Genomic DNA, 23,043 nt, shown 5'->3' with positions numbered 1-23,043 from the left:
GCCGCCCTCATCCGGTCTTCGGGGGGACGATCTGCAGGTAGATCGTGCTCAGGACGAAGTTGACGACGAACAGCAGCAGGAAGGTGATGACGACCGACTCGTTGACCGCGTCGCCCACGCCCTTGGGGCCGCCGTCGGCGTTCATGCCCTTGTAGGAGGCCACGACGGCGGCGATCAGCCCGAAGATGGCGGCCTTGATCAGGCCGATGTAGAGGTCGGGCAGCTGCGCGAGCGCGGTGAAGCTGGCGATGTAGGCGCCCGGTGTGCCGTCCTGCAGGATCACGTTGAAGACGTAGCCGCCCGAGACGCCGACCACGCTCACCAGGCCGTTGAGGAAGACCGCGACGAGCATGCAGGCCAGCACGCGCGGCACCACCAGCCGCTGGATCGGGTCGATGCCCAGCACCATCATCGCGTCGAGCTCTTCGCGGATCTTGCGGGCGCCGAGGTCGGCGGCGATGGCCGAGCCGCCCGCGCCCGCGATCAGCAGCGCGGTGCCGATCGGCGCGGCCTGCTGGATGACGGCCAGCACCGACGCCGAGCCGGTGAACGACTGCGCACCGAACTGCTTGATGAGGCCGCCGACCTGCAGCGCGATGACGGCGCCGAACGGGATGGCGACCAGCGCGGTCGGGATGATCGTCACCGAGGCGATGAACCACGCCTGCTGGATGAACTCGCGCAGCTGGAAGGGACGCCGGAACAGGCCGCGGGCGACGTCGAGGGCGAAGGCGAACAGCTTGCCCGTGCTGCCGAGCGGCGCGAGCACGCGTGAGGACGTGAGGGTGGACATGGGCGGCGTCAGGTCCCGGGGGTCAGGCCGGCGTTGGCGGACTGGAAGGACCCCTCGGGCGGGGTGACGCCGTTCTCGCGGCACCACGAGCCGGGCTCGCGCTGGCTGCGCCGCGGGATGCCGTTGGAGGGCTCGAGCTGCATGGGGATCGGCGGCAGCGGGGGCAGCTCCTGGCCCGACTCGGCGGCCAGCTCGTCGGCGTCCTTCTCCTCCGACATGCCGATCGGGCCGACCCGCTGGGCGTTGAGGAACTGCCGCACCACCGGCTCCTCGCTGGAGAGCAGCATCTCGCGCGGGCCGAACATCGCCAGGTGCTTGTGGTAGAGCAGGCCGATGTTGTCGGGCACCGTGCGGGCGGTGTTGATGTCGTGGGTGACGATGAGGAACGTCGCGTCGATCTGGGCGTTCAGGTCGACGATGAGCTGGTTCAGGAAGGCCGTGCGCACCGGGTCGAGGCCGGAGTCGGGCTCGTCGAAGAGCACGATCTCGGGGTCGAGCACGAGCGCGCGGGCCAGGCCCGCCCGCTTGCGCATGCCGCCGGAGATCTCGCCCGGCAGCTTGGTCTCGGCGCCGAGCAGGCCGACGAGGTCCATCTTCTCCATGACGATGTCGCGGATCTCGGACTCGGACTTCTTGGTGTGCTCGCGCAGCGGGAACGCCACGTTGTCGTAGAGGTTCATCGAGCCGAACATCGCGCCGTCCTGGAACAGCACGCCGAACAGCTTGCGGATCTCGTAGAGCTGCCGCTCGGAGCAGGAGGCGATGTCGACGCCCTCGATGACCACCGAGCCCCGGTCGGGCTTCAGCAGGCCGATCAGCGTCTTCAGCAGCACCGACTTGCCGGTGCCGGAGGGGCCGAGCATCACGCAGATCTCGCCGGCGGGGACGGTGAGGGTGACGTCGCCCCAGATGAGCTGCTTGCCGAACGACTTGGTCAGGTTCTCGATCTTGATCTCGACGCCCATGTCCGTCCTCCCTCTGGTCCGACCGCTGCCCACCGATCGTTCTGGCACCCCGAGGCGACCGACACGGCGTGACCAGGCGCGGGTCTCCCCACACTCGCCGGTAACAACGCGTCCGACCCGGTGAGGTTACGCGGGATTGTGCGTGACGTCACGTCTCCTTCAGAACCTGGTCGGACGGCCCCGACACGGCTCTCACCTGCGAGAACGCCGAAGACGCGACGAAGCGGCCACCCCTAGGGAGAGGGGTGGCCGCTTCGGGTGGCTCACGTGCCGGGCGCGGACGACGTCCGGGCCGGCACGCGGCCGGGGGTCACTTGAGGGTGACGGTGGCGCCGGCGCCCTCGAGGGCCTCCTTGGCCTTCTCCGCGGCGTCCTTGTCGACCTTCTCGAGGACGGCCTTGGGCGCGGACTCGACCAGCTCCTTGGCCTCCTTGAGGCCGAGCGAGGTGAGGGCGCGCACCTCCTTGATGACGTTGATCTTCTTGTCACCGGCAGCCTCGAGGACGACGTCGAACTCGTCCTGGGCCGCGGCCTCCTCGCCACCGGCGGCAGCGCCACCGGCCGCCGGGGCGGCGGCGACGGCGACGGGAGCGGCGGCGGTGACGCCGAAGGTCTCCTCGAACTGCTTCACGAACTCGGAGAGCTCGATGAGGGTCATCTCCTTGAACGCGTCGAGGAGCTCGTCAGTGCTGAGCTTCGCCATGATTGCGAACCTTTCGTTGCGGTGGTGCGTGGGTGGTGTGACGTACGGGTGGTGCTGACGGCTACGCGTCGGCCTGGTCGGCCTCGGCGCCCTCGGTGCTGGCGCCCTCGGTGCTCTCGCCCTCGGTGTTCTCGGTGCTCTCGGTGCTCTCGGCAGCGGCCTCGGCCTCGGGGGCCTCGGTGCTGTCCTCGGTGCTCTCCTCGGCGGCGGGGGTGCCCGCGCCACCGGCGAGGACCGACGGGTCCTCGGTGGCCTTGGCCTGCAGCGCACCCGCGAGGCGGGCGGCCTGGGCCAGGGGCGCGTTGAGGAGGTAGACGGCCTGGGAGAGCGAGGCGAGCATCGCGCCCGCCAGCTTGCCCAGCAGCACCTCGCGCGACTCGAGGTCGGCCAGCTTGGCGATCTCGGAGGCGTCGAGGATGGCGCCGTCGAGCACGCCGCCCTTGATGACGAGGGCGGGGTTGGCCTTCGCGAAGTCGCGCAGGCCCTTGGCCGCCTCGACGACGTCGCCCTTGATGAAGGCGATCGCGGTCGGGCCGGTCAGCAGCTCGTCGAAGCCGGTGATGCCGACCTCGTTGGCTGCCCGCTTGGTGAGGGTGTTCTTGACCACGTTGTAGGTCGCGTGGTCGCCGAGGGAGCGGCGCAGTTCCTGCAGCTCCTTGACGGTCAGGCCGCGGTACTCGGTGAGCACGGCACCGTCGGAGTCGTTGAACGACTCGACGATCTGCTCGACGGCGGCCTGGCGTTCTGCTCGCGCCATGGGTCTCCTTCCGGACGGGGAGACCTCCGGCCCTGGGTCCGGCGCCGTGGGACGACGAACGCCCCGAGCGCAGGCTCAGGGCGTGGGACCGGATCCGCGTGGACGGCGTCCGGCTTGCTCTGTCACCTGCGCGGGCCGTCCGCCTCTCGGCGGCGCCTTCGGTCTCGCTGCTGGTGCAGCGCGACGACCGGCGGTCTCTGGTTTCGGGTGTGAACGCTACGCGCTGCGCCGCGGGCGGCCAAAACGGCGACGACCCGGGCCAGGTGGCCCGGGTCGTCGTCAGGTCGTGCGCGCGGAGGCTCAGGCCTCGTCGGTGGCGGCCTCGTCGTCGGTGCCCGCGATGTTGCGGGTGCGGTTGGGGTCGACCTGGATGCCGGGGCCCATGGTCGTGGAGACGGTGACCTTCTTGACGTAGCGGCCCTTGGAGCTGGCCGGCTTGAGCCGCAGCACCTCCTCGAGCGCCGCCGCGTAGTTCTCGGCGAGGGCGACCTCGGAGAACGAGGCCTTGCCGATGATGAAGTGCAGGTTGGCGTGGCGGTCGACGCGGAACTCGATCTTGCCGCCCTTGATGTCGGTGACGGCCTTGGCCGGGTCGGGGGTCACCGTGCCGGTCTTCGGGTTCGGCATCAGGCCGCGGGGGCCGAGCACGCGGCCGAGGCGGCCGACCTTGCCCATCATGTCGGGGGTGGCGACCACGGCGTCGAAGTCGAGCCAGCCGCCGGCGACGCGGTCGATGAGCTCGTCGCCACCGACGATGTCGGCGCCGGCCTCACGGGCGGCGTCGGCCTTGTCGGCGTTCGCGAAGACCAGCACGCGGGCGGTCTTGCCGGTGCCGTGGGGCAGGTTGACGGTGCCGCGCACCATCTGGTCGGCCTTGCGGGGATCGACGCCGAGACGCATGACGACGTCGAGGGTCTCGTCGAACTTCTTCTTCGAGGCGGTCTTGGCGATCTTGATGGCCGCGAGCGGGGCGTGGAGCTCGTCGCGGTCGAAGCTGGCCGCGGCCGCCCGGTAGGTCTTGCTGCGCTGCATGGTGGATGTCCTCTTGGTTGGTGCTCGGGGCGCGCCCCGGAGGACGCGCAGGAGGGGTGTGGTGAACGGGCCGCAGCGGCCCTGCCACGAACTACTCGGTGGTGACGCCCATGGAGCGGGCGGTGCCCTCCACGATCTTCATCGCGGCCTCTTCGTCGTTGGCGTTGAGGTCGGGCAGCTTGGTGCGGGCGATCTCGCGCACCTGCTCCTTGGTGAGGGTGCCGACCTTCTCCTTGTGGGGGACGCCGGAGCCCTTCTGCAGACCGGCGGCCTTCTTGATCAGCTCGGCGGCCGGCGGGGTCTTGGTGATGAAGGTGAACGAACGGTCCTCGAAGATCGTGATCTCGACGGGGACGACGTTGCCGCGCATGGACTCGGTCTGGGCGTTGTAGGCCTTGCAGAAGTCCATGATGTTGACGCCGTGCGGACCGAGCGCGGTACCGACCGGCGGAGCCGGGGTCGCGCCACCGGCCTGCAGCTGCACCTTGACGAGCGCAGCGATCTTCTTCTTCGGAGGCATGCTTCCTCTTCCTTCTCGTGTGGTCACGACGAGGGCGGTCGGCCCTCTGCCACGTGGTGCTGGTTCCAGTCTCGCCCGACTCCGCGGGACGCGGAAATCGGGCGCGGGGCTCAGACGCGCTGGATCTGGCTGAAGCTGAGCTCGACGGGGGTCTCGCGGCCGAAGATCTCGACGAGGGCCTTGACCCGCTGCGACTCGGCGTTGAGCTCGGTGATGGTGGCGTGCAGGGTCGCGAACGGACCGTCGACCACCATGACCGAGTCGCCCTCGGAGAAGTCGGCGACCTCGACCTGCTTGGTGGCGGTGGCGGTGCCGCCGCCGGAGCCGGACCCGCCGGCGGCCGCCGCGGCGACCTCGGCCGCGGCCTGGACGGCGGGGGCGAGCATGTTCTCGACCTCGTCCATCAGCAGCGGGATCGGCTGGTGGCTGTTGCCCACGAAGCCGGTGACCGACGGCGTGTGGCGCACGGCCGACCACGACTCGTCGGTGAGGTCCATGCGCACCAGCACGTAGCCGGGGTGCGAGGGGCGCTTGCGGGTGCGGCGCTGGCCGTTCTTGATCTCGACGATGTCGGACATCGGGACCACGATCTCGTGGATGTAGTCCTCCATGTTCAGCGACACGATGCGGTTCTCGAGGTTCGACTTCACCCGGTTCTCCATGCCGGAGTAGGTGTGGACGACGTACCAGTCGCCGGGCTTGGCCCACAGCTCGCGGCGGAACGCCTCGAGCGGGTCCTCGTCCTCGACCTCGGCGGCCGCCTCGACGGCGGCGTCCTCGCCGATCACGTCGGTCTCGTCGGCCAGCTCGTCGTCGGCCTCGGCCACGACGTCGTCGGCCACCTCGGCCTCGGCCTCGACCAGGTCGGCGAGCGGCTCGTCGGTGACCTCGACCTCGACGACGTCGTCGTCGGTGTCCATGTCGAGCGGCGCGGTGCCCTCGGCGGCCCGCGCGGTGGCCTCGTCGACGTCGTCCTCGAAATCAGGGGTCTCGAGGACCTCGGTCTCGTCGGTCTCGTCGGTGTCGAGGGCCGGGTCGGCCTGCTCACCGGGCTCGACGGTCTCGACGGTGGCGTCGTCCGGGTCGCCGGCGAGCTCGTCGAGGTCGTCGGTGGTCTGCTCGGGGTACTGCTCGGACACGTACTGCTCCATTGCTCGTCCGGTGGGGGGCGCCGTCCGCGACGGGACGACGGGCACCACCGGGGGTGGGCGGGCGGCGCTCGCGCGCGGCCTGCGGCTAGATGTCGTCGCCGCCGGTGAAGATCGCGAAGGCGAGCTTGCCGAAGGCGAGGTCGAGGCCGGAGATCAGCGCCATCATCACGATCACGAACACCATCACCACGATGAAGTAGGTGACCAGCTGCTCCTGGGTCGGGTAGACCACCTTGCGCAGCTCGGCGACCACCTGACGGTAGAACGTCGGGATGCTGGTGCGCTTGCGGGGCTCGCTCGAGTTGTCGTCTCGGGAACCGCGGACGGCGCTCTCCGCCACGCCACTCACCCTCTTGTCGTCGTGATCGATCGGTCGGTGCTGCTCTGGTTGCTGCCTGACCTGCTTGGTGCGGTGCAGGGCACGAGGGACTTGAACCCCCAACCTTCGGTTTTGGAGACCGATGCTCTGCCAGTTGAGCTAGTGCCCTCCGGTGGTCGACTCCGGGCAGGCTGAAGCATGCGGGAGATCCACCGCGGATGAGTCTAGGCCCAAGCCCATGACGAGTCGAACCGAGCGGCCCGTGGAACGATGGGACCGTGACGTCGTCCTCCGTGCAGCAGCGGCCGCTGGCCGACCGGTCCCCCGACGAGCTCGCCGCCTTCCTCGAGGCCGAACGGGCCGCCCACGAGCGGCTGGTCGCCGCGGGCCTGCGCCTCGACCTGACCCGCGGCAAGCCGTCGTCCGAGCAGCTCGACCTGTCGAACGGGCTGCTCGCCGGCCTCGCCGGGCCCGACGACGTGCGCGACCGCGACGGCGTCGACGTGCGCAACTACGGCGGCCTCGAGGGCATCGCCGAGCTGCGCGAGCTGTTCGCCGACCTGCTCGGCGTGACGCCGGCGCAGGTCGCCGCCGGCGGCAACTCCAGCCTGGTGATGATGCGCGAGGTGCTCGTCGACCTCTGGCTGCACGGCGGCGTCGACAGCGAGCGGCCGTGGGGCCGTGAGGAGCGGGTGCGCTTCCTGTGCCCGGTGCCGGGCTACGACCGCCACTTCACCCTGCTCGACTGGTTCGACATCGAGATGGTGCCGGTGCCGATGACCGCCGACGGGCCCGACGCCGCCGAGGTCGCGCGGCTGGCCGGCAGCGACCCCACGATCAAGGGGATGTGGGTGGTGCCCACCTACGCCAACCCGGACGGCTCGGTGGTCAGCCACGAGATCGCCGAGGCGCTGGCCTCGATGGAGACCGCGGCCCCCGACTTCACGATCCTGTGGGACAACGCCTACGCCCTGCACCACCTGACCGACGACGAGCACGCCAGCGCCGACGTCCTCGGGCTCTGCGCGGCGGCCGGCCACCCGAACCGGGCGATCATGTTCGCCTCGACGTCGAAGATCACCTTCGCCGGCGCGGGCGTGGCCTTCCTGGCCGGGTCGGCCGACACGGTGGCCTGGTACACCCGCCACCTCGGCAAGGGCGCCATCGGTCCCGACAAGCTCAACCAGCTGCGGCACGTGCGCTTCTTCGGCTCCGCCGACGGCGTGCGCGCGCACATGCGACGCCACCGCGAGATCATCGCGCCGAAGTTCGACGCCGTGCGCCGGGTGCTGGACGCCGAGCTGGGCGGCCTGGGCATCGCCTCGTGGACCGAGCCCGCGGGCGGCTACTTCATCAGCCTCGACGTCATGGCCGGCACCGCGGCGCGCGTCATCGCCCTCGCCAAGGAGGCCGGCGTGGCGCTCACCCCGGCCGGCTCGTCGTTCCCGCACGGCGACGACCCCGACGACCGCAACATCCGGCTGGCGCCGACGTTCCCCTCGCTCGACGACGTCGAGGCCGCCACCCGGGTGGTCGCCACCTGCACGCGGCTGGCCGCGGCGGAGCAGCTGGTTGGCGGCTGAGGGCGGCGGCGCCCGTCCGCTGCGGGCGCTCCCCAAGGCCCACCTGCACCTGCACTTCACCGGCTCGATGCGGCACGCCACGCTGCTCGAGCTGGCCGAGCGCGACGGCATCGCGCTGCCCGACTCGCTCGTCGAGGACTGGCCGCCGACGCTGAGCGCGGCCGACGAGAAGGGCTGGTTCCGCTTCCAGCGCCTCTACGACGTGGCCCGGTCGGTGCTGCGCACCGAGGACGACGTGCGGCGGCTGGTGCTCGAGGCCGCCGAGGACGACGTCCTCGACGGCGGACGCTGGCTGGAGATCCAGGTCGACCCCAGCGGCTACGCCGCCCGCTTCGGCGGCATCACCGCCTTCACCGACCTGGTGCTGGACGCCGTGCGCGACGCCTCGGAGCGCACCGGGCTCGGCATGGCCGTGGTGATCGCGGCCAACCGCATCCGCCACCCCCTCGACGCACGCACGCTGGCCCGGCTGGCCGGCCAGTACGCCGGGCGCGGCGTCGTCGGGTTCGGGCTGTCGAACGACGAGCGGCGCGGCTCGACGTCGTCGTTCGCCCCCGCCTTCGCGATCGCCGGCCGGGCGGGGCTGCTGCTGGTGCCCCACGGCGGCGAGCTGCGCGGACCCGACCACGTGCGGGTCTGCCTCGACGACCTGCACGCCGACCGGCTCGGGCACGGCGTGCGCACGGCCGAGGACCCGGCGCTGCTCGAGCGGGTCGTCGCCTCCGGGGTCGCGCTGGAGGTGTGCCCGGTCTCGAACGTGGCGCTCGGCGTCTACTCCGACCTGTCCTCGGTGCCGCTGCCCACGCTGCTCGAGGCGGGCGCGACGGTCGCCCTCGGCGCCGACGACCCGCTGCTGTTCGGCTCGCGGCTGGCCGGCCAGTACGCCACCATGCGCGCCGCCCACGACCTCGAGGACCCCGCCCTGGCCGAGCTCGCCCGGATGTCGTTCCGGGCCAGTCGGGCGCCGTCCGACGTGGTCGCGACGGCGCTCGCCGACATCGACGCCTGGCTGGGATGATCGCGCCGTGACCCAGCCCCCCGACCGGTCAGAGCGGCCCGACGGGTCCGAGCCGGAGCCGACCAGCCCGTTCCTGGCCAAGCCGGCGTCGCCGTCCGGTGACGACGTGCCGACCGCCCCGCAGCCGACGCAGGTGCAGCCCCAGCCCCCGTACGCGCCGTACGCCCCCGGCTACCCGCCGCCGGGCGCACCGGGCGCCTACCCGTTCACCCAGTCGCACTCGGGGGCCAACACGGCGCTGACGCTCGGCATCATCAGCCTGGTCTGTGCGGTGTTCTCCTTCACCTGCCTGACCATCCCGGGCATCCTGTGCGGCCCGTTCGCGATCTACTTCGGCATCAAGGCGCAGCGCGAGATCGGCGCGCAGCCGGGTCGCTACGGCAACCAGGGCGCGGCGGTCGGCGGGCTGGTCTGCGGCATCGTCGGCACCGTCATCGGCCTGCTGATGGTGGCGCTGCTCGTCTTCGTCTTCGGCACGTTCTTCGGCATCCTCGGACTGTTCGGCGGCTCCTAGAGGGAGCAGCCGACGAGCACCGGCTCGGGCACCAGGCTCACCCCGAACGCGTCGCGGACGCCGTCGCGCACCTCGCGCGCCAGCGCGAGCAGGTCGGCGGTGCCGGCGCCGCCGCGGTTGGTCAGGGCGAGCGTGTGCTTGGTGGAGAGCCGAGCCGGCCCGGAGCCGTGGCCACGCTCGAAGCCGGCGTGCTGGATGAGCCACGCGGCGCTGGTCTTGACCCGCTCACCGCCGGGGCTGTCGGGGTCGGGCCACGCCGGCGCCCCCGCGGGCAGGTCGGCGGCCGGCAGCACCGGGTTGGTGAAGAACGAGCCGGCACTCCACGTGTCGTGGTCGGCGGGGTCGAGCACCATGCCCTTGCCGCGGCGCAGGCCGAGGACGGCGTCGCGCACCTGCGCGAGCGGGGCCCGGGCACCGACCTCGACGCCGAGGGTGCGGGCCAGCTCGGCGTAGCCGACGGGAGCCGAGAGCTCGCCGCGGGTCAGCTGGAAGGTGACGTCGAGGACGACGTGGCGGCTGCCGGCGTCGTCGTGGCGCTCGCGCTTGAAGCGGGAGTCGCGGTAGCCGAACCCGCAGTCGGCGGCGGCCACGGTGCGCACGGCCCGGTCGTGGCGGTCGTAGACGCGCACCCGGGCGATGGTCTGGGCGACCTCCTGGCCGTAGGCGCCGACGTTCTGGATCGGGGTGGCGCCCACGGCGCCGGGGATGCCGGCGAGCGCCTCGAGGCCCACCCAGCCGCGCTCGACGGCGAGGGCGACGAGGGCGTCCCAGTCCTCGCCGGCAGCCACCGTGACGAGGACGCCGCCGCAGGTGGGGTCGTCGTCGGTGCCGTCGGTGTCGGCCGTCACGCCGCGGGTGGCGACCCGGACGACGGTGCCGGCGAAGCCCTCGTCGGCGACGACGAGGTTGCTGCCGCCGCCGAGCACCAGCACCGGCTCGCCGGCGGCGTCGGCCCCGGCGACGGCTGCCACGAGGTCGGCCTCGGTGGTGGCGGTGACCAGGCGACGGGCGGGGCCGCCGAGGCGCAGGGTGGTGAGGTCGGCGAGGCGGGGGGCGGGCTCGCCCGGCCCGCTCAACGCAGGGTCACCCGGCAGCGACCGAGCACCTTGACGCCGTCGCAGACGACGTCGACCGTCACGGTGCCGTCGTCGGCCCGGCTGCCGGTGACCACGACGTCGACGCCCTCGGGCGGCACCACGACGGGCTTGGTGAACTTGGCGCCGATGGTGGCGATGCGGCCGGGCTCGCCGACCCACTCGTCGACGTAGCGCGCGGCGAGGGCGAGGGTGTACATGCCGTGGGCGATGACCCCGGGCAGCCCGACCGAGCGGGCGACGTCGTCGTCCTGGTGGATCGGGTTGTGGTCGCCGCTGGCGCGGGCGTAGGCGACGAGGTCGTCGCGGGTGACGCGGAAGGTGTGCTCGGCGGGGTCGGGCAGGTCGGCGAGCAGGTCGGAGGGCAGGTCGGGGGGCGTGGTCACGACGGCTCCTCCCCCGCGGTGGCGCGGTGCACGAGCGTGGCCGTGCCGGTGCAGACGAGCGCGCCGTCGGCGTCGGTGACCTCGCTGGTCGTGCCGACGATGTCGTTGCCGCCGATGCTGCGCAGGCTGGCCACGGTGAGGGTGACGCTGAGCACGTCGCCGGGGACGACGGGGCGGGCGTGCTCGAAGCGCTGCTCGCCGTGGACGATGCGGGCCAGGTCGACGTCCTCGGCCTCGAGGAAGCCCATCATCGCGGCGAAGGCCGGGACGATCGGGTAGGTGGCCGGGGCCGGGCCGCCGTCGTAGGCGGCGCCGGTGGAGGTGGCGAAGGCACGCACCGAGTCGGCGGTGACCTCGTGGGGGGCGGGCGGCGGATAGCTGCGGCCGACGATGGTGGCGTCCACGATCGCGACGCTAACGCAGTCGAGCCCGCCGCCGGGGGTCCGGGGGCGGGCTCGTGGACGACGAACCGTCAGCGGGTCTCGCGGTGCGCGGTGTGCTTGCGGCAGCGCGGGCAGAACTTCGACAGCTCGATGCGGTCGGGGTCGTTGCGCCGGTTCTTCTTGGTGATGTAGTTGCGCTCCTTGCACTCGACGCACGCGAGCGTGATCTTGGGGCGAACGTCGGAGCTCTTGCTGGCCACGGTGCTTCCTCTGTCGAACGGCTTGGGGAAATGATCTGGTCGGGCTGGTAGCGGGGGCGGGACTCGAACCCGCGACACCACGATTATGAGCCGTGTGCTCTAACCACCTGAGCTACCCCGCCGAGGGCGTGAGAGCCCCTTTACGGAATCGAACCGTAGACCTTCTCCTTACCATGGAGACGCTCTGCCGACTGAGCTAAAGGGGCAACGACGCAGAACGATACACAGGGGTCGGTGCAGGTCGGAAATCGGTTCAGGCCCCGTCGATCCGCGCGGGCGGCCGGGCCTCCTCCAGCTCGAGGGCCAGGCCCAGCAGGGCGGCCTCGTGGCCCCGCGCGGCGGCGAACATCATGCCCGCCGGCAGGCCGTCGGCGGTGGTGGCGAGGGGCAGCGAGACGGCCGGGTCGCCGCTGGCGTTCTGCAGCGGCGTGAACGCCACCCAGCGCATCAACCGCTCGATGACCTCCTCGAACGGCTGGGTGGGGTCGAGGTGGCCGAGCCGGGGCGTCGCGTGGGCGAGCGTCGGCGTCAGCACCATGTCGAGGTCGTCGAACAGCGCCGCGGTGACCGCGCCCGAGCGGCGCAGCCGCCGCACCGCGCCGGGCAGCCGGTGCAGCCGTCGCGCGGTGTGGCGGGCCAGGCCGCGGGTGAGGGCGTCGTGGTTCTCGGGGGTCCAGGAGCGGCCGTGCGCCCGTCGTCCGGTGCGCAGCAGCACGAGGGCGAGCGAGGCCCAGTAGAGGAGGAAGTCGTCGCGGAACCCGGGCGGCACGGGCGGCTCGGCGACCTCGACGACGGTGTGGCCGAGCTGCTCGAGCAGCGCCGCGGTCTGCAGCGTCAGCGCGGTCATCTCGGGCGAGGCGCCGTAGCCGGAGTCGCCGGCGGTGTGGACGCCGATCCGCAGCCGCTTGGGGCTGGGCCGGGTGACGTCGCCCACCGGCGGCAGCGCGAGGTCGCGGTAGACGTGCTCGGCCTCGCGCAGGAACGCGGCCGTGTCGCGCACCGACCGGGTCAGCACGCCGTCGGCGACGATGCGCACCGGCATCTCACGCAGCTGCCGGTCCTGGGCCAGCCGGCCGCGGGTCGGCTTGAGACCGACGAGGCCGTTGACCGCCGCCGGGATGCGGATCGAGCCGCCGCCGTCGTTGGCGTGGGCGATCGGGACGGCGCCGCTCGCGACGAGGGCGGCCGAGCCGGCCGACGACGCCCCGGCGGTGTGGTCGGTCGACCACGGCGAGCGCACCGCCCCGAGGCGGGGGTGCTCGGCCGAGGCGGAGAACCCGTACTCCGAGAGCTGGCTCTTGCCGAGCGCCACCAGGCCGGTGGCGAGGTACATGCGGGCGAAGTCGCCGTCGCGCCGGGCGGGCCGTGGCTCCCAGGCGTCGGTGCCCTGCCGGGTGGGCAGGCCGGCGACGTCGACGTTGTCCTTGACCACGGTGGGGACGCCGCTGAACCAGCCGTCGCGCGGCGTGCGGCCCTCGAGGCGCGCCCGGTCGAAGGCCCGGTAGGCCAGGGCGTTCAGCCGCGGCTGCACCGCCTCGACGCGCGCGATGGCGGCGTCGACGACCTCGGCGGCCGAGACCGACCCGCGCCGCAGCGCCTCGACCAGGCCGACCGCGTCGTGGTGCCCGAGGGCGTCGTCGGAGAAGGCGCTGACCCGCATGGCGCCGACGCTAGGTCAGCGGTCAGTCGAAGACCGCGCCGGGGTTGAGGATGCCGAGCGGGTCGAGGGCGTCCTTGACCCGGCGGTTGAGGGCCATGACGTCGTCGCCGAGGTAGCCGCCGAGCCACGGTCGCTTGAGGCGGCCGACGCCGTGCTCGCCGGTGATGGCGCCGCCGAGCGAGACGGCGAGGTCCATCACCTCGCCGAAGGCCGTCTGGGCGCGCTGCGCCATGTCGGCGTCGGCGGGGTCGTAGACCACGAGCGGGTGGGTGTTGCCGTCGCCGGCGTGCGCGATGACGGCGATGGTGACCTCGCGCGCGGCCGAGATGGCGGCGATGCCGTCGACGAGGGCGCCGAGCTGCGGCAGCGGGACGCCGACGTCCTCGAGCAGCAGGGTGCCGGTGCGCTCGACGGCGGGGATGGCCTCGCGGCGGGCGGTGACGAACTGCTGGCCCTCGGCGGGGTCGTCGGTGGTGAAGACCTCGGTGGCGCCGCGCTTCTCGCACAGCGCCTCGATCTCGGCGATCTCGGCGGCGGCGTGGCCGGCCGGCTCGTCGGACTGGACGACGAGCATCGCGGCGGCCTCGCGGTCCAGGCCCATGCGGGTCATGTCCTCGACCGCGTTGATGGTGGGCCGGTCCATGAACTCCAGCATCGAGGGCCGCAGCCGGCGGGTGATGTCGAGCACCGCGCCGGTGGCGTCGTCGAGCTCGGCGAAGGTGGCGACGAGCGTGGCGGTGGGCCGCTGCTGCGGCACGAGCCGCAGCGTCACCTCGGTGACGACGCCGAGGGTGCCCTCGCTGCCGACGAACAGCTTGGTGAGCGAGAGGCCGGCGACGTCCTTCAGGCGCGGCCCGCCGAGCCGCACGGCGGTGCCGTCGGCCAGCACGACCTCGAGGCCGAGCACGTAGTCGGTGGTGACGCCGTACTTCACGCAGCACAGGCCGCCGGCGTTGGTGGCGACGTTGCCGCCGATCGAGCAGAACTCGTAGGACGACGGGTCGGGCGGGTACCACAGGCCGTGCTCGGCGGCCGCCGCCTTCACCTGGGCGTTCATGGCGCCCGGCTGGGTGACGACGACGCGGGTGACGGGGTCGACGTCGATGGCCGTCATCCGCTCGAGCGAGACCACCAGGCCGCCGTCGACGGCCGAGGAGCCGCCCGACAGCCCGCTGCCGGCGCCGCGCGGCACCACCGGCAGGAGGTGGGCGGCGGCGAAGCGGACGGCGGCCTGCACGTCGGCGGTGTGCCGGGCGCGGACGACGGCGAGCGGCGTGCCCGCGTCGGGGTCGTGCGCGCGGTCGTAGCGGTAGCCGGCCATGCGGTCGGGCTCGGTGACGACGACGTCGTCGCCGAGCTCGGCGACCAGCTCGTGGATCGGGGCGCTCACGCGGCGCTCCCCCGCCGGAAGCAACCCACGAGGTGCGGGTCGAAGACGCCGATCGCCTCCATCAGCGCGTGCATCGTGGTGGGGCCGACGAAGGCGAACCCGCGGCGCTTGAGCTCGCGCGAGAGGGCCTTCGACTCCTCGGTGGTGGTGGCGAGGTGGTCGGTGTCGTCGGCCGTCGGCGGGTCGGCGGGGGCGAAGCCGAGCACCAGCCGCTCGAGGCCGCCGTCGTCACGCAGGGCGACGGTGGCCCGCGCGTTGACGACCGCGGCGGAGATCTTGCGGCGGTTGCGGACGATGCGTGCGTCGTTCATCAGTCGCTCCTCGTCGTCGGGCCCGAAGGCGGCGACCTGCTCGGCGTCGAAGCCGCGGAACACCTCGCGGAAGGCCTCCCGCTTGGCCAGGATCGTCGACCACGACAGGCCCGACTGGAAGGCCTCGAGGGTCAGCCGCTCGAGGTAGGCGGTCTCGCCGTGCACGCGGTCGCCCCACTCGGTGTCGTGGTAGTCGCGCATCGGGCTCGGCAGCACCCCGGCCCACGGACAGCGGTCGAGCCCGTCGTCGCCGGTCTGCGGTCCCATGCCGCCATCCTGCCCGACCACGCCCGCCGCGGCTCCTAGTCTGCTCCGCGTGAGGGGTGAGCGCGTCGGTCGTGCCGGCCGGGTGGCCGCGCTCGGCTGCGCCCTCGTGCTCGTCGCCGCCACGGCCGCCTGCACGGGCGGGGACGAGGCCGGGGACGACGCGGGCGGTCCCGCGGCGCCGGTGCGCACCGGCCCGGCGCCGACGGCGGCCGGCGACCCGCCGGTGGTCGAGCTGCTGAGCGCGGGCGCCGAGCCCCGCGCGACGCTGCGGCTCACGCCCGAGACCGGCGCCTCGACGTCGACCCGGGTCGGCCTCGACCAGCGACTGGTGAGCGACGGGACGCCGACGACGGTGCCGTCGCTCACCATGACCGTGACCACCACCGTCGACGGCGTCGACGGCACCCGCCTCGACCTCGGCCAGTCCTTCACCGACGTCGCGGCCGGTGGCGAGGGGTCGGGCGCGGGCACCCGGGCGGCGGTCGAGGCGCTCGACGGGGCGGACGGCCGGGTCGGCCTCGGCACCGACGGCGTCGTCCTCTCCGCCTCGCTCGGCCTGCCCGAGGACGTCGAGCCCGCGGTGCGCCGCACCGTCGACGGCCTGCGCGACCAGGTGCTCGCCCTGACGCCCGTGCTGCCGTCGGAGCCGGTCGGCGAGGGGGCGTCGTGGAGCGTCACCTCGGTCGTGGTGGTCGGCGGGGTGACGGTCGACCAGACCACGACCTACACCCTCGACACGATCGCCGACGGCGACTACGTCGTCGACTACGTGCTCGACCAGGAGTACCGGCCCGGCGAGGTCGGCCGGGTCACCCTCACGCAGGGCACCGCGAGCGCGTCCGGGCGCCTGGAGGGCAGCCTCGGCTCGGTCGTCCCGCGCCGCGCGGTGGGCTCGACGTCCTCGACGGTCGGCTACCGGGTCGGCGGCGCCGTGACGCTGGTCGAGAGCTCGGTGCGCGTCGAGCTCACGGCGTCGTGACCGCCCGCAGCGGCAGCTCGACGGTGAAGGTGCTGCCGCGGCCGGGGGTGCTGTCGACCTCGATGGTGCCGCCCATCAGGTGCACCAGCTGACGCGAGATCGCGAGCCCCAGGCCGGTGCCGCCGAACTGCCGGGTGATCGAGGAGTCACCCTGCTGGAAGGCCTCGAAGACGTGGTGGTGACGGCCGTCGGGCAGGCCGATGCCGGTGTCGGTGACCTCGAAGCGGACGCCGAGCCCACCGCGGCTGGTGCGCACGGCGATCGAGCCCTCATGGGTGAACTTCGCGGCGTTGCCGACCAGGTTGCCGATCACCTGCGCGATGCGCTCGGGGTCGCCGACGAGCTGCTCGGGCAGCGTCGCGTCGAGGGTGGACGTGCACGCCAGGCCCTTCTCGACCGCGCCCGTGCCGAGGAAGATCGTCTCGGGGTCGACGATCGGTGCGAGCCGGAACGGGATGGCGACCAGGTCGGCGCGCCCGGCCTCGACGCGCGAGAAGTCGAGGATCTCGTTGACCAGCCGCAGCAGCCGCTCGCCGGAGCGGCCCATCACGTGCACGAGCTGGCGCTGCTCGTCGTCGAGCTCGGTGGTCTCGAGCAGCTCGGCGGCCGCGAGCACGCTGGTGAGCGGCGTCCGGATCTCGTGGCTCATCGTGGCCAGGAACATCGACTTGGCGTCGTTGGCCGACTCGGCGGCGCTGCGCGCCTCGGCGAGGGCGCGCTGGAAGCGCTTGCGCTCGGTGATGTCCTCGGCGATGCCGAGGATCTCGGTGAGCTCGTCGTCGACGATGATCGGCAGACCGATGATCTCCAGCTCGCCGATCGAGCCGTCGCGGCGGATGAAGTGGATGTCGAAGGTGCGGGCCTCGCGCTGCAGCAGCGCGACGAAGTTCCCGGTGGCGACGGCGCGGCCGTCCTCGCCGAGCAGGTCCTGGAACGAGGTCCCGAGCAGCTCGTCCTCACGGTACCCGCCGCTCTGGGCGAGACCCTGGGCGTTGACGGAGGTGAAGCGGCCCTCGAGGTCGAGGGTGAAGACGCCGTCGGGGTGGAAGTCGAACAGCGACCGCAGCTTGGCGGTGGCCAGGCGCAGGGCGCGCGCCGTGTCGGCGGCGCCGGGGTGGGGGGACGTCACGGCGCTCATGGTCGCACCGCCGTCCCCCCGTCGTCGCCCCGCCGTCACCCGTGTCTCCGGTGGGCGCCGGTGGGCGCCGGGGCGCCCGGCTCAGCTGGGCGGGCTGGTGTCGATGGGTCGCTTGTGGCCGGTCTCGGCGTCGCCCCGGGCCGCCCGGGTGATGCCGGTGTGGACGCCCTCACGGGCGGGCTCGAGGCGCACCACCACCGACTTCGAGGTGGGGGTGTTGCTGCCCTCGGCCTTGGAGTCGAGCGGGATCAGCGGGTTGGTCTCGGGGTAGTAGGCCGCCGCGCAGCCGACCGGCTGCTCGTAGGAGACGATGCGGAACCCGGGCGCCGTCCGCTCGGAGCCGTCGAGCCACTCGCTGACGAGGTCGACCACGTCGCCCTCGGCGAACCCGAGGTGGCGGACGTCGTCGGGGTGCACGAAGACGACCCGGCGGCCGTTGCTGATGCCGCGGTAGCGGTCGTCGAGGCCGTAGATCGTGGTGTTGAACTGGTCGTGGCTGCGCAGGGTCTGCAGCAGCAGCCGCCCCTCGGGCACCTCGAGAACCTCGAGCGGGCTCACGGAGAACACCGCGCGGTCGACGTCGGTCGGGAAGGTGCGCGAGTCGCGCGGCGGGTGCGGCAGCGTGAAGCCGCCGGGCCGGTCGACCTTCTCGTCGTAGGCGGCGCAGCCCGGGACGACGTCGGCGACGCGGCGGCGGATGGCGGCGTAGTCGGCGCGGAACTCGCCCCACGGAACGACACCGTCGGGGCCGAGCACCGCCTCGGCCAGCGAGCAGACGATGTCGACCTCGGAGCGCAGGTGCTTCGAGGCCGGCGGCAGCGGCCCGTGGGAGGCGTGGACGACCGACATCGAGTCCTCGACGGTCACGCGCTGCTCGCGGCCGCCGGTGCGGTCGCGCTCGGAGCGGCCGAGCGAGGGCAGGATGAGCGCCTCGCGGCCGGTGACGACGTGCGAGCGGTTGAGCTTGGTCGAGACGTGCACAGTGAGGTCGACGTTGCGCAGCGCCGCCTCGGTGACCTCGGTGTCGGAGACGGCCGAGGCGAAGTTGCCCCCCATCGCCATGAAGAAGCCGACGCGACCCTCGCCCATCGCCTCGACGGCGTCGACGGTGTCGAGGCCGTTCTCGCGCGGCGGCTCGAAGCCGAACTCCTTCTCGAGCGCGTCGAGGAACTCCGGCTGCGGCCGCTCCCAGATGCCCATGGTGCGGTCGCCCTGCACGTTGGAGTGGCCGCGCACGGGGCACAGGCCCGCGCCGGGCTTGCCGATGTTGCCCTGCAGCAGGGCGACGTTGACGAACTCCTTGATGGTCGCGACCGAGTTGCGGTGCTGGGTGATGCCCATGGCCCAGCAGAAGACGGTGGCGGACGACGCCGCCAGCATCGCGCCCATCTCCTCGACCTGCTCCCAGGTCAGGCCGCTGGCGCGCTCGACCTCGGCGCGGTCGAGGCGGCCGATGTGCTCGACCCACTCCTCGAAGCCGTGGGTGTGGTGCTCGACGAAGTCGCGGTCGATCGCGTCGTGCTCGAGCAGGTAGGCGGCGACGCCCTGCCACAGGGCGAGGTCGCCGTTGAGGCGCACCGGCAGGTGCAGGTCGGCCAGCGCGGTGCCGTTGCCGACCCAGCCCTTGGGCTTCTGCGGGTTCTTGAACCGCACCAGCCCGGCCTCGCGCAGCGGGTTCACCGCGATGATCCGGGCGCCGTTGGCCTTGGCCTTCTCGAGGGCCGAGAGCATCCGCGGGTGGTTGGTGCCGGGGTTCTGGCCGGCCACCACGATCAGCTCGGCGGTCTCGACGTCGTGCAGCGAGACCGACCCCTTGCCGATGCCGATGGTCTCGGCGAGCGCGACCGACGTCGACTCGTGGCACATGTTCGAGCAGTCGGGCAGGTTGTTCGTGCCGAGCACGCGGGCCAGCAGCTGATAGGTGAACGCGGCCTCGTTGGAGGTCTTGCCCGAGGTGTAGAAGACCGCCTCGTCGGGGCTGCCGAGCGCGCGCAGGCGGTCGGCCATCATCGCGAAGGCGTCGTCCCAGGCGATGGGCTCGTAGTGGGTCGCGCCCGCGCGGCGCACCATCGGCTCGGTGATGCGGCCCTGCTGGCCGAGCCAGTACTCCGAGCGCTCCTCGAGGTCGGCGAGGGAGTGCTCGGCGAAGAACCCGGGGCCGACGCGGCGCTTGGTGGCCTCCTCGGCGACCGCCTTGGCGCCGTTCTCGCAGAACTCGGCGGTGTGGCGGTGCTCGGGGCTCGGGTCGGGCCAGGCGCAGCCCTGGCAGTCGAAGCCGTCGACCTGGTTCAGCTTGAGCAGCGTGCGGGCCGTGCGGGTGGGCCCCATCTGCTCGATCGAGCGCTTCATCGCGACGGCGACCGCGGTGGGGCCGGCGGCGGCGTGCGACTCGCTGCCGACCGAGAGGTCGCTCTCGTCGATGTCACGGCGGGGTGCGCGGCGGACCATGCCGACCATCCTCGCTCGCGGCCGCAACCGACGGACCACCCCGTCGCCGTCCGTGCGGGTGACCTCGGGCCCGCGAGAGTCGGGGCGGTCGGGACGGTCGAGTCCGTCAGGACGTCGGGTCGGCGGCCCACGTCCAGGCGTAGGCGGGGTCCTCGCAGGCCAGCCCGCCCTCGCCGAGCTCGAGCGGGGCGAAGGTGTCGACCATGACGGCGGACTCCTCGAACGCCTCGGCCCCGAGCGAGGCCTCGATGGCCGACGGCTGGGGCCCGTGCGCGTGGCCGCCGGGGTGCAGCGAGATCGAGCCGAGCCCGATGCCCGAGCCCTTGCGCGCCTCGTAGTCGCCGCCGACGTAGAACATGACCTCGTCGGAGTCGACGTTGGAGTGGTAGTAGGGCACCGGGATCGCCAGCGGGTGGTAGTCGACCTTGCGCGGCAGGAAGTTGCACACCACGAAGTGGTGGCCCTCGAAGACCTGGTGCACCGGCGGCGGCTGGTGCACCTTGCCGGTGATCGGCATGTAGTCCTCGACGTTGAAGGTGTACGGGTACAGGCAGCCGTCCCAGCCGACGACGTCGAAGGGGTGGGTCGCGTAGGTCATCCGGGTGCCGACCACCTGGCCGCCGGTGCGGTGCTTGACCAGCACCTCGACGCCGGCGTCACCGTCGTCCTCGGCGAGGTGCACCTCGTCCGGGCCGTGCAGGTCGCGCTCGCAGTAGGGCGCGTGCTCGAGCAGCTGGCCGTAGCGCGAGAGGTAGCGCTTGGGCGGGGCGACGTGGCTGTTGGCCTCGATGGCGTAGAGCTGCGAGGGCTCGCTCGGCACCCAGCGGTGGGTGGTGGCGCGCGGGACGACGACGTAGTCGCCGGTGCGGTAGGGCAGCACGCCGAAGACCGTCTCGACGGTGCCGGCGCCCGACTCGACGTAGACGCACTCGTCGCCGATGGCGTTGCGGTAGAGCGGGCTGGGGTCGACGCCGGTGACGACGTAGCCGATGCGCACGTCGGCGTTGCCGAGCACGAGCCGCCGGTCGGTCACGGCGTCCTTGCCGGTGCCCAGCTCGTGCAACCTGAGGTGACGCGGCTTGAGCGGGTGGTTGGCGACGCGGGTCTGGTCGGGCAGCTCCCAGACCTCGGAGGCGAGGATCGCCGACGGGACGCCGCGGTGGTAGAGCAGCGAGGAGTCGGACGAGAAGCCCTCCTCGCCCATCAGCTCCTCGTAGTAGAGCCGGCCGTCGGGGTCGCGGTGCTGCGTGTGTCGCTTCGGGGGGACCTCGCCCACCCGTCGGTAGTACGCCATGTCTGGCAGGTTAGTCCTCGTGGCCCCTGCTGACGCTGCACCGAATCCGTGGGCTGGCTTCGTCGACGACGCCGCCGTCTTCCCCCCGGGCGAGGCGCCGCTGGACGACGCCCTCGCCGCCTACGCGGCCCGTGACGCCGCCGACGCCGAGCTGGTCGGCGGCTTCGTGCTGCGCGACACCGACCTGCCGAGCGCCCGTGGCCTCGACGCGCCGCTCGCCGTCGTCCTCACCGGGGGCGCGGGTCAGGTGGCGGGGGTGGCCGGGCTGTGCGAGCGGCTCGGGCTGCGCCTCGGCGCGCTCGAGGTCGCGCTGCGCGACCCCGACGACCTCGCCGGCAACGCGCGTCGCGTCGTCGCGGCCGTCGACGCCGCCGGGGTGCAGGCGCCGGTCTTCGTCGAGATCCCCGCTCCCCCGGGCCGGCCGCCCACGCCGGACTGGCTCGCCGCGGCCGACGAGGTCGCCGCCGCCGAGCTGCGCCTGAAGTTCCGCACCGGCGGGCTCACCGCCGACGCCTTCCCGCCGCCTGCGGTGCTCGCCGCCTGGATCGACGCCGCGCTCGACCGCGAGACGCCGTTCAAGTGCACCGCCGGCCTGCACCGGGCCCGCCGCCACGTCGCCGCCGACGGGTTCACCCACCACGGCTTCGGCAACGTGCTGCTGGCCACCCAGGACGCCTTCGACGGCGCCTCCCCCGCCGACGTCGCGGCGGTGCTCGACGACGCCGACCCGGCGCTCGACCGGCTCGAGCCGGCGCGGGCCCGGCGCTGGTTCACCTCCTTCGGCTGCTGCGGGGTGGCCGAGCCGATCGCCGACCTGCGCGCGCTGGGCCTGGTGGCGGCGTGAGCGCCCCCGCCGACGGGTTCGGCGTCGACCACCTCCCCTACGGCGTCTTCTCGGTCGCGGGCGGACCGCGGCGGGTCGGCGTCCGGCTCGGGGACGGCGTCCTCGACCTGGCCGCGCTGACCGACCGGCCGGAGTTCGCGGCCGCCTCGCTCAACCCGTTCCTGGCCCTGGGCCGCGAGGTGTGGCACGAGACCCGCGAGCAGGTGCGCGCCCTCGCCGGGTCGGACGCCGCCACGGTGTCGCTCGCCGACGTCGTGCTGCACCTGCCGTTCGAGGTGGCCGACTACGTCGACTTCTACGCCTCCGAGCACCACGCCTCGAACGTCGGGCGGCTGTTCCGGCCCGGGCAGGAGCCGCTGCTGCCGAACTGGAAGCACCTGCCGGTCGGCTACCACGGTCGCGCCGGCACCGTCGTCCCGTCGGGCACCGACGTCGTGCGGCCGAGCGGCCAGCGCGGCGCCGGCGACGTCGGCCCGAGCCGACGTCTCGACATCGAGGCCGAGCTCGGCTTCGTCGTCGGCACGCCGTCGCCGCTCGGCGACCCGGTGCCGGCGGGCGCCCTCGCCGACCACGTCTTCGGCGTCGTCGGCCTCAACGACTGGTCGGCCCGCGACCTCCAGGCGTGGGAGTACGTGCCGCTCGGGCCGTTCCTCGGCAAGTCGTTCGCCACCTCGATCAGCCACTGGGTCACCCCGCTCGAGGCGCTGGACGCCGCGTGGTGCGACCTGCCGGGCCAGACCGACCCGCGCCCGCCCGACTACCTCGACCCCGACCACGCCCGCGGCCTCGACCTCGCCGTCGAGGTCGAGGTGAACGGCGAGGTGGTCGCGCGGCCGCCGTACGCCTCGATGTACTGGGGGCCGGCGCAGATGCTCGCCCACCTCACCGTCAACGGCGCCTCGGTGCGCACCGGCGACCTGTTCGCCTCGGGCACCATCAGCGGCCCCGAGCCCGACCAGGTGGGGTCGCTGCTCGAGCTGCACCGCGGCGAGCGGTTCCTCGACGACGGCGACACCGTCGTGCTGCGCTACTCGGCACCCGGGGTCGACGGCGGCCGGCTCACCCTCGGCGAGGTGGCCGGCACGGTGCTGCCCGCCCGCGGCTAGGTGTGATGCCCAGGCACGTTGTGCGATCGGGTACGGCGCGTCCGTAGATGGGTGAAGGCCTCCCGCGGTGGAGTGGAGCTGTCTAGAAACCGCTTCACCGCCAGGAGGCCTTCATGTCCCACGCTAGT

Annotated in this window: 24 protein-coding genes and 3 tRNA genes; 6 read left to right on the top strand and 21 right to left on the bottom strand. The window is 73.0% G+C overall.

Annotation, left to right across the window (positions count from 1 at the left end):
• Positions 1-7: 7 nt before the first annotated feature.
• From ABEA04_RS06185 to ABEA04_RS06145, 9 genes are all read right to left on the bottom strand, one after another.
• Positions 8-793, bottom strand: a complete 786-nt coding sequence (locus tag ABEA04_RS06185; protein WP_345455737.1) for an MlaE family ABC transporter permease — start codon at positions 791-793, stop codon at positions 8-10.
• An 8-nt stretch (positions 794-801) separates the two neighbouring features.
• On the bottom strand, positions 802-1,758 hold the full coding sequence (locus ABEA04_RS06180; RefSeq protein ID WP_345455734.1) for an ABC transporter ATP-binding protein: 957 nt from the start codon (positions 1,756-1,758) through the stop codon (positions 802-804).
• A 310-nt stretch (positions 1,759-2,068) separates the two neighbouring features.
• Positions 2,069-2,461 carry a 50S ribosomal protein L7/L12 gene (gene rplL, locus ABEA04_RS06175; RefSeq protein WP_345455731.1) on the bottom strand — a complete coding sequence of 131 codons (393 nt, stop codon included), beginning with the start codon at positions 2,459-2,461 and terminating at the stop codon, positions 2,069-2,071.
• Between the two features lie 61 nt (positions 2,462-2,522).
• A complete protein-coding gene (rplJ, locus tag ABEA04_RS06170) occupies positions 2,523-3,218 on the bottom strand; it encodes a 50S ribosomal protein L10 (protein ID WP_345455727.1) in 696 nt (231 codons plus the stop codon).
• A 300-nt stretch (positions 3,219-3,518) separates the two neighbouring features.
• The gene (gene rplA, locus ABEA04_RS06165; RefSeq protein ID WP_345455725.1) at positions 3,519-4,250 is read right to left on the bottom strand and encodes a 50S ribosomal protein L1; all 732 of its coding nucleotides are present in this window, start codon (positions 4,248-4,250) and stop codon (positions 3,519-3,521) included.
• 91 nt (positions 4,251-4,341) lie between these two features.
• Complete coding sequence (gene rplK, locus ABEA04_RS06160; RefSeq protein ID WP_345455723.1) at positions 4,342-4,770, bottom strand: 50S ribosomal protein L11; 429 nt, start codon at positions 4,768-4,770, stop codon at positions 4,342-4,344.
• A gap of 110 nt (positions 4,771-4,880) precedes the next feature.
• Positions 4,881-5,921 (bottom strand): transcription termination/antitermination NusG family protein, encoded by a 1,041-nt coding sequence (gene nusG, locus ABEA04_RS06155; RefSeq protein WP_345455721.1) that lies wholly within the window; start codon positions 5,919-5,921, stop codon positions 4,881-4,883.
• Between the two features lie 85 nt (positions 5,922-6,006).
• Positions 6,007-6,261, bottom strand: coding sequence for a preprotein translocase subunit SecE (gene secE / locus ABEA04_RS06150; protein ID WP_345455719.1), 255 nt, complete (start codon positions 6,259-6,261; stop codon positions 6,007-6,009).
• Positions 6,262-6,336: 75 nt separating this feature from the next.
• Positions 6,337-6,409, bottom strand: a tRNA-Trp gene (locus ABEA04_RS06145).
• Between the two features lie 109 nt (positions 6,410-6,518).
• Between ABEA04_RS06145 and ABEA04_RS06140 the strand changes: the two genes are divergently transcribed.
• The 3 genes from ABEA04_RS06140 to ABEA04_RS06130 are packed head-to-tail and all read left to right on the top strand — an operon-like array spanning position 6,519 to position 9,355.
• Positions 6,519-7,823: an aspartate aminotransferase type Ic gene (locus ABEA04_RS06140; protein ID WP_345455717.1), complete on the top strand. Its 1,305-nt coding sequence runs from the start codon at positions 6,519-6,521 to the stop codon at positions 7,821-7,823.
• Positions 7,813-8,841, top strand: a complete 1,029-nt coding sequence (locus ABEA04_RS06135) for an adenosine deaminase (protein ID WP_345455714.1) — start codon at positions 7,813-7,815, stop codon at positions 8,839-8,841. Before ABEA04_RS06140 ends, ABEA04_RS06135 begins: the two co-directional genes overlap by 11 nt.
• A gap of 7 nt (positions 8,842-8,848) precedes the next feature.
• The gene (locus ABEA04_RS06130) at positions 8,849-9,355 is read left to right on the top strand and encodes a DUF4190 domain-containing protein (RefSeq protein ID WP_345455712.1); all 507 of its coding nucleotides are present in this window, start codon (positions 8,849-8,851) and stop codon (positions 9,353-9,355) included.
• Here the strand turns inward: ABEA04_RS06130 and ABEA04_RS06125 are convergent.
• From ABEA04_RS06125 to ABEA04_RS06085, 9 genes are all read right to left on the bottom strand, one after another.
• The gene (locus ABEA04_RS06125; RefSeq protein ID WP_425577009.1) at positions 9,352-10,449 is read right to left on the bottom strand and encodes a UDP-N-acetylmuramate dehydrogenase; all 1,098 of its coding nucleotides are present in this window, start codon (positions 10,447-10,449) and stop codon (positions 9,352-9,354) included. The genes ABEA04_RS06130 and ABEA04_RS06125 overlap by 4 nt on opposite strands.
• Positions 10,428-10,835: a MaoC/PaaZ C-terminal domain-containing protein gene (locus ABEA04_RS06120; RefSeq protein WP_345455706.1), complete on the bottom strand. Its 408-nt coding sequence runs from the start codon at positions 10,833-10,835 to the stop codon at positions 10,428-10,430. The genes ABEA04_RS06125 and ABEA04_RS06120 overlap by 22 nt, the downstream gene beginning before the upstream one ends.
• Complete coding sequence (locus ABEA04_RS06115) at positions 10,832-11,239, bottom strand: FAS1-like dehydratase domain-containing protein (protein ID WP_345455704.1); 408 nt, start codon at positions 11,237-11,239, stop codon at positions 10,832-10,834. The genes ABEA04_RS06120 and ABEA04_RS06115 overlap by 4 nt, the downstream gene beginning before the upstream one ends.
• Before the next feature lie 68 nt (positions 11,240-11,307).
• Complete coding sequence (rpmG, locus tag ABEA04_RS06110; protein ID WP_345455701.1) at positions 11,308-11,478, bottom strand: 50S ribosomal protein L33; 171 nt, start codon at positions 11,476-11,478, stop codon at positions 11,308-11,310.
• Between the two features lie 45 nt (positions 11,479-11,523).
• A tRNA-Met gene (locus tag ABEA04_RS06105) sits at positions 11,524-11,600 on the bottom strand.
• An 11-nt stretch (positions 11,601-11,611) separates the two neighbouring features.
• Positions 11,612-11,684, bottom strand: a tRNA-Thr gene (locus tag ABEA04_RS06100).
• Positions 11,685-11,731: 47 nt separating this feature from the next.
• Positions 11,732-13,138, bottom strand: coding sequence for an amidase (locus tag ABEA04_RS06095; protein ID WP_345455698.1), 1,407 nt, complete (start codon positions 13,136-13,138; stop codon positions 11,732-11,734).
• Positions 13,139-13,160: 22 nt separating this feature from the next.
• On the bottom strand, positions 13,161-14,528 hold the full coding sequence (locus tag ABEA04_RS06090; RefSeq protein WP_345455695.1) for an FAD-binding oxidoreductase: 1,368 nt from the start codon (positions 14,526-14,528) through the stop codon (positions 13,161-13,163).
• Positions 14,525-15,106, bottom strand: coding sequence for a DNA-3-methyladenine glycosylase I (locus ABEA04_RS06085; protein WP_345455692.1), 582 nt, complete (start codon positions 15,104-15,106; stop codon positions 14,525-14,527). The genes ABEA04_RS06090 and ABEA04_RS06085 overlap by 4 nt, the downstream gene beginning before the upstream one ends.
• A 49-nt stretch (positions 15,107-15,155) precedes the next feature.
• Between ABEA04_RS06085 and ABEA04_RS06080 the strand changes: the two genes are divergently transcribed.
• Positions 15,156-16,085, top strand: coding sequence for a hypothetical protein (locus ABEA04_RS06080; RefSeq protein ID WP_345455689.1), 930 nt, complete (start codon positions 15,156-15,158; stop codon positions 16,083-16,085).
• Here the strand turns inward: ABEA04_RS06080 and ABEA04_RS06075 are convergent.
• The 3 genes from ABEA04_RS06075 to ABEA04_RS06065 form a co-directional block, all read right to left on the bottom strand.
• On the bottom strand, positions 16,072-17,214 hold the full coding sequence (locus ABEA04_RS06075; RefSeq protein ID WP_345455686.1) for a PAS domain-containing sensor histidine kinase: 1,143 nt from the start codon (positions 17,212-17,214) through the stop codon (positions 16,072-16,074). The two genes, ABEA04_RS06080 and ABEA04_RS06075, sit on opposite strands and share 14 nt — an antisense overlap.
• A gap of 90 nt (positions 17,215-17,304) precedes the next feature.
• Positions 17,305-19,671, bottom strand: a complete 2,367-nt coding sequence (locus tag ABEA04_RS06070; protein WP_345455683.1) for an FdhF/YdeP family oxidoreductase — start codon at positions 19,669-19,671, stop codon at positions 17,305-17,307.
• Positions 19,672-19,777: 106 nt separating this feature from the next.
• Positions 19,778-20,965, bottom strand: coding sequence for a homogentisate 1,2-dioxygenase (locus ABEA04_RS06065; protein WP_345455680.1), 1,188 nt, complete (start codon positions 20,963-20,965; stop codon positions 19,778-19,780).
• A gap of 19 nt (positions 20,966-20,984) precedes the next feature.
• On the opposite strand from ABEA04_RS06065, the gene ABEA04_RS06060 reads away from it, so the two are divergent.
• Both ABEA04_RS06060 and ABEA04_RS06055 read left to right on the top strand, forming a co-directional pair.
• Positions 20,985-21,809 carry a hypothetical protein gene (locus ABEA04_RS06060; RefSeq protein ID WP_345455678.1) on the top strand — a complete coding sequence of 275 codons (825 nt, stop codon included), beginning with the start codon at positions 20,985-20,987 and terminating at the stop codon, positions 21,807-21,809.
• On the top strand, positions 21,806-22,915 hold the full coding sequence (locus ABEA04_RS06055; protein WP_345455675.1) for a fumarylacetoacetate hydrolase family protein: 1,110 nt from the start codon (positions 21,806-21,808) through the stop codon (positions 22,913-22,915). Before ABEA04_RS06060 ends, ABEA04_RS06055 begins: the two co-directional genes overlap by 4 nt.
• Positions 22,916-23,043: the final 128 nt, after the last annotated feature.

The sequence above is a fragment of the Nocardioides marinquilinus genome (assembly GCF_039543705.1).
Taxonomy (GTDB): Bacteria; Actinomycetota; Actinomycetes; order Propionibacteriales; family Nocardioidaceae; genus Nocardioides; species Nocardioides marinquilinus.
This window is presented reverse-complemented; position numbering and strand designations above follow the sequence as displayed.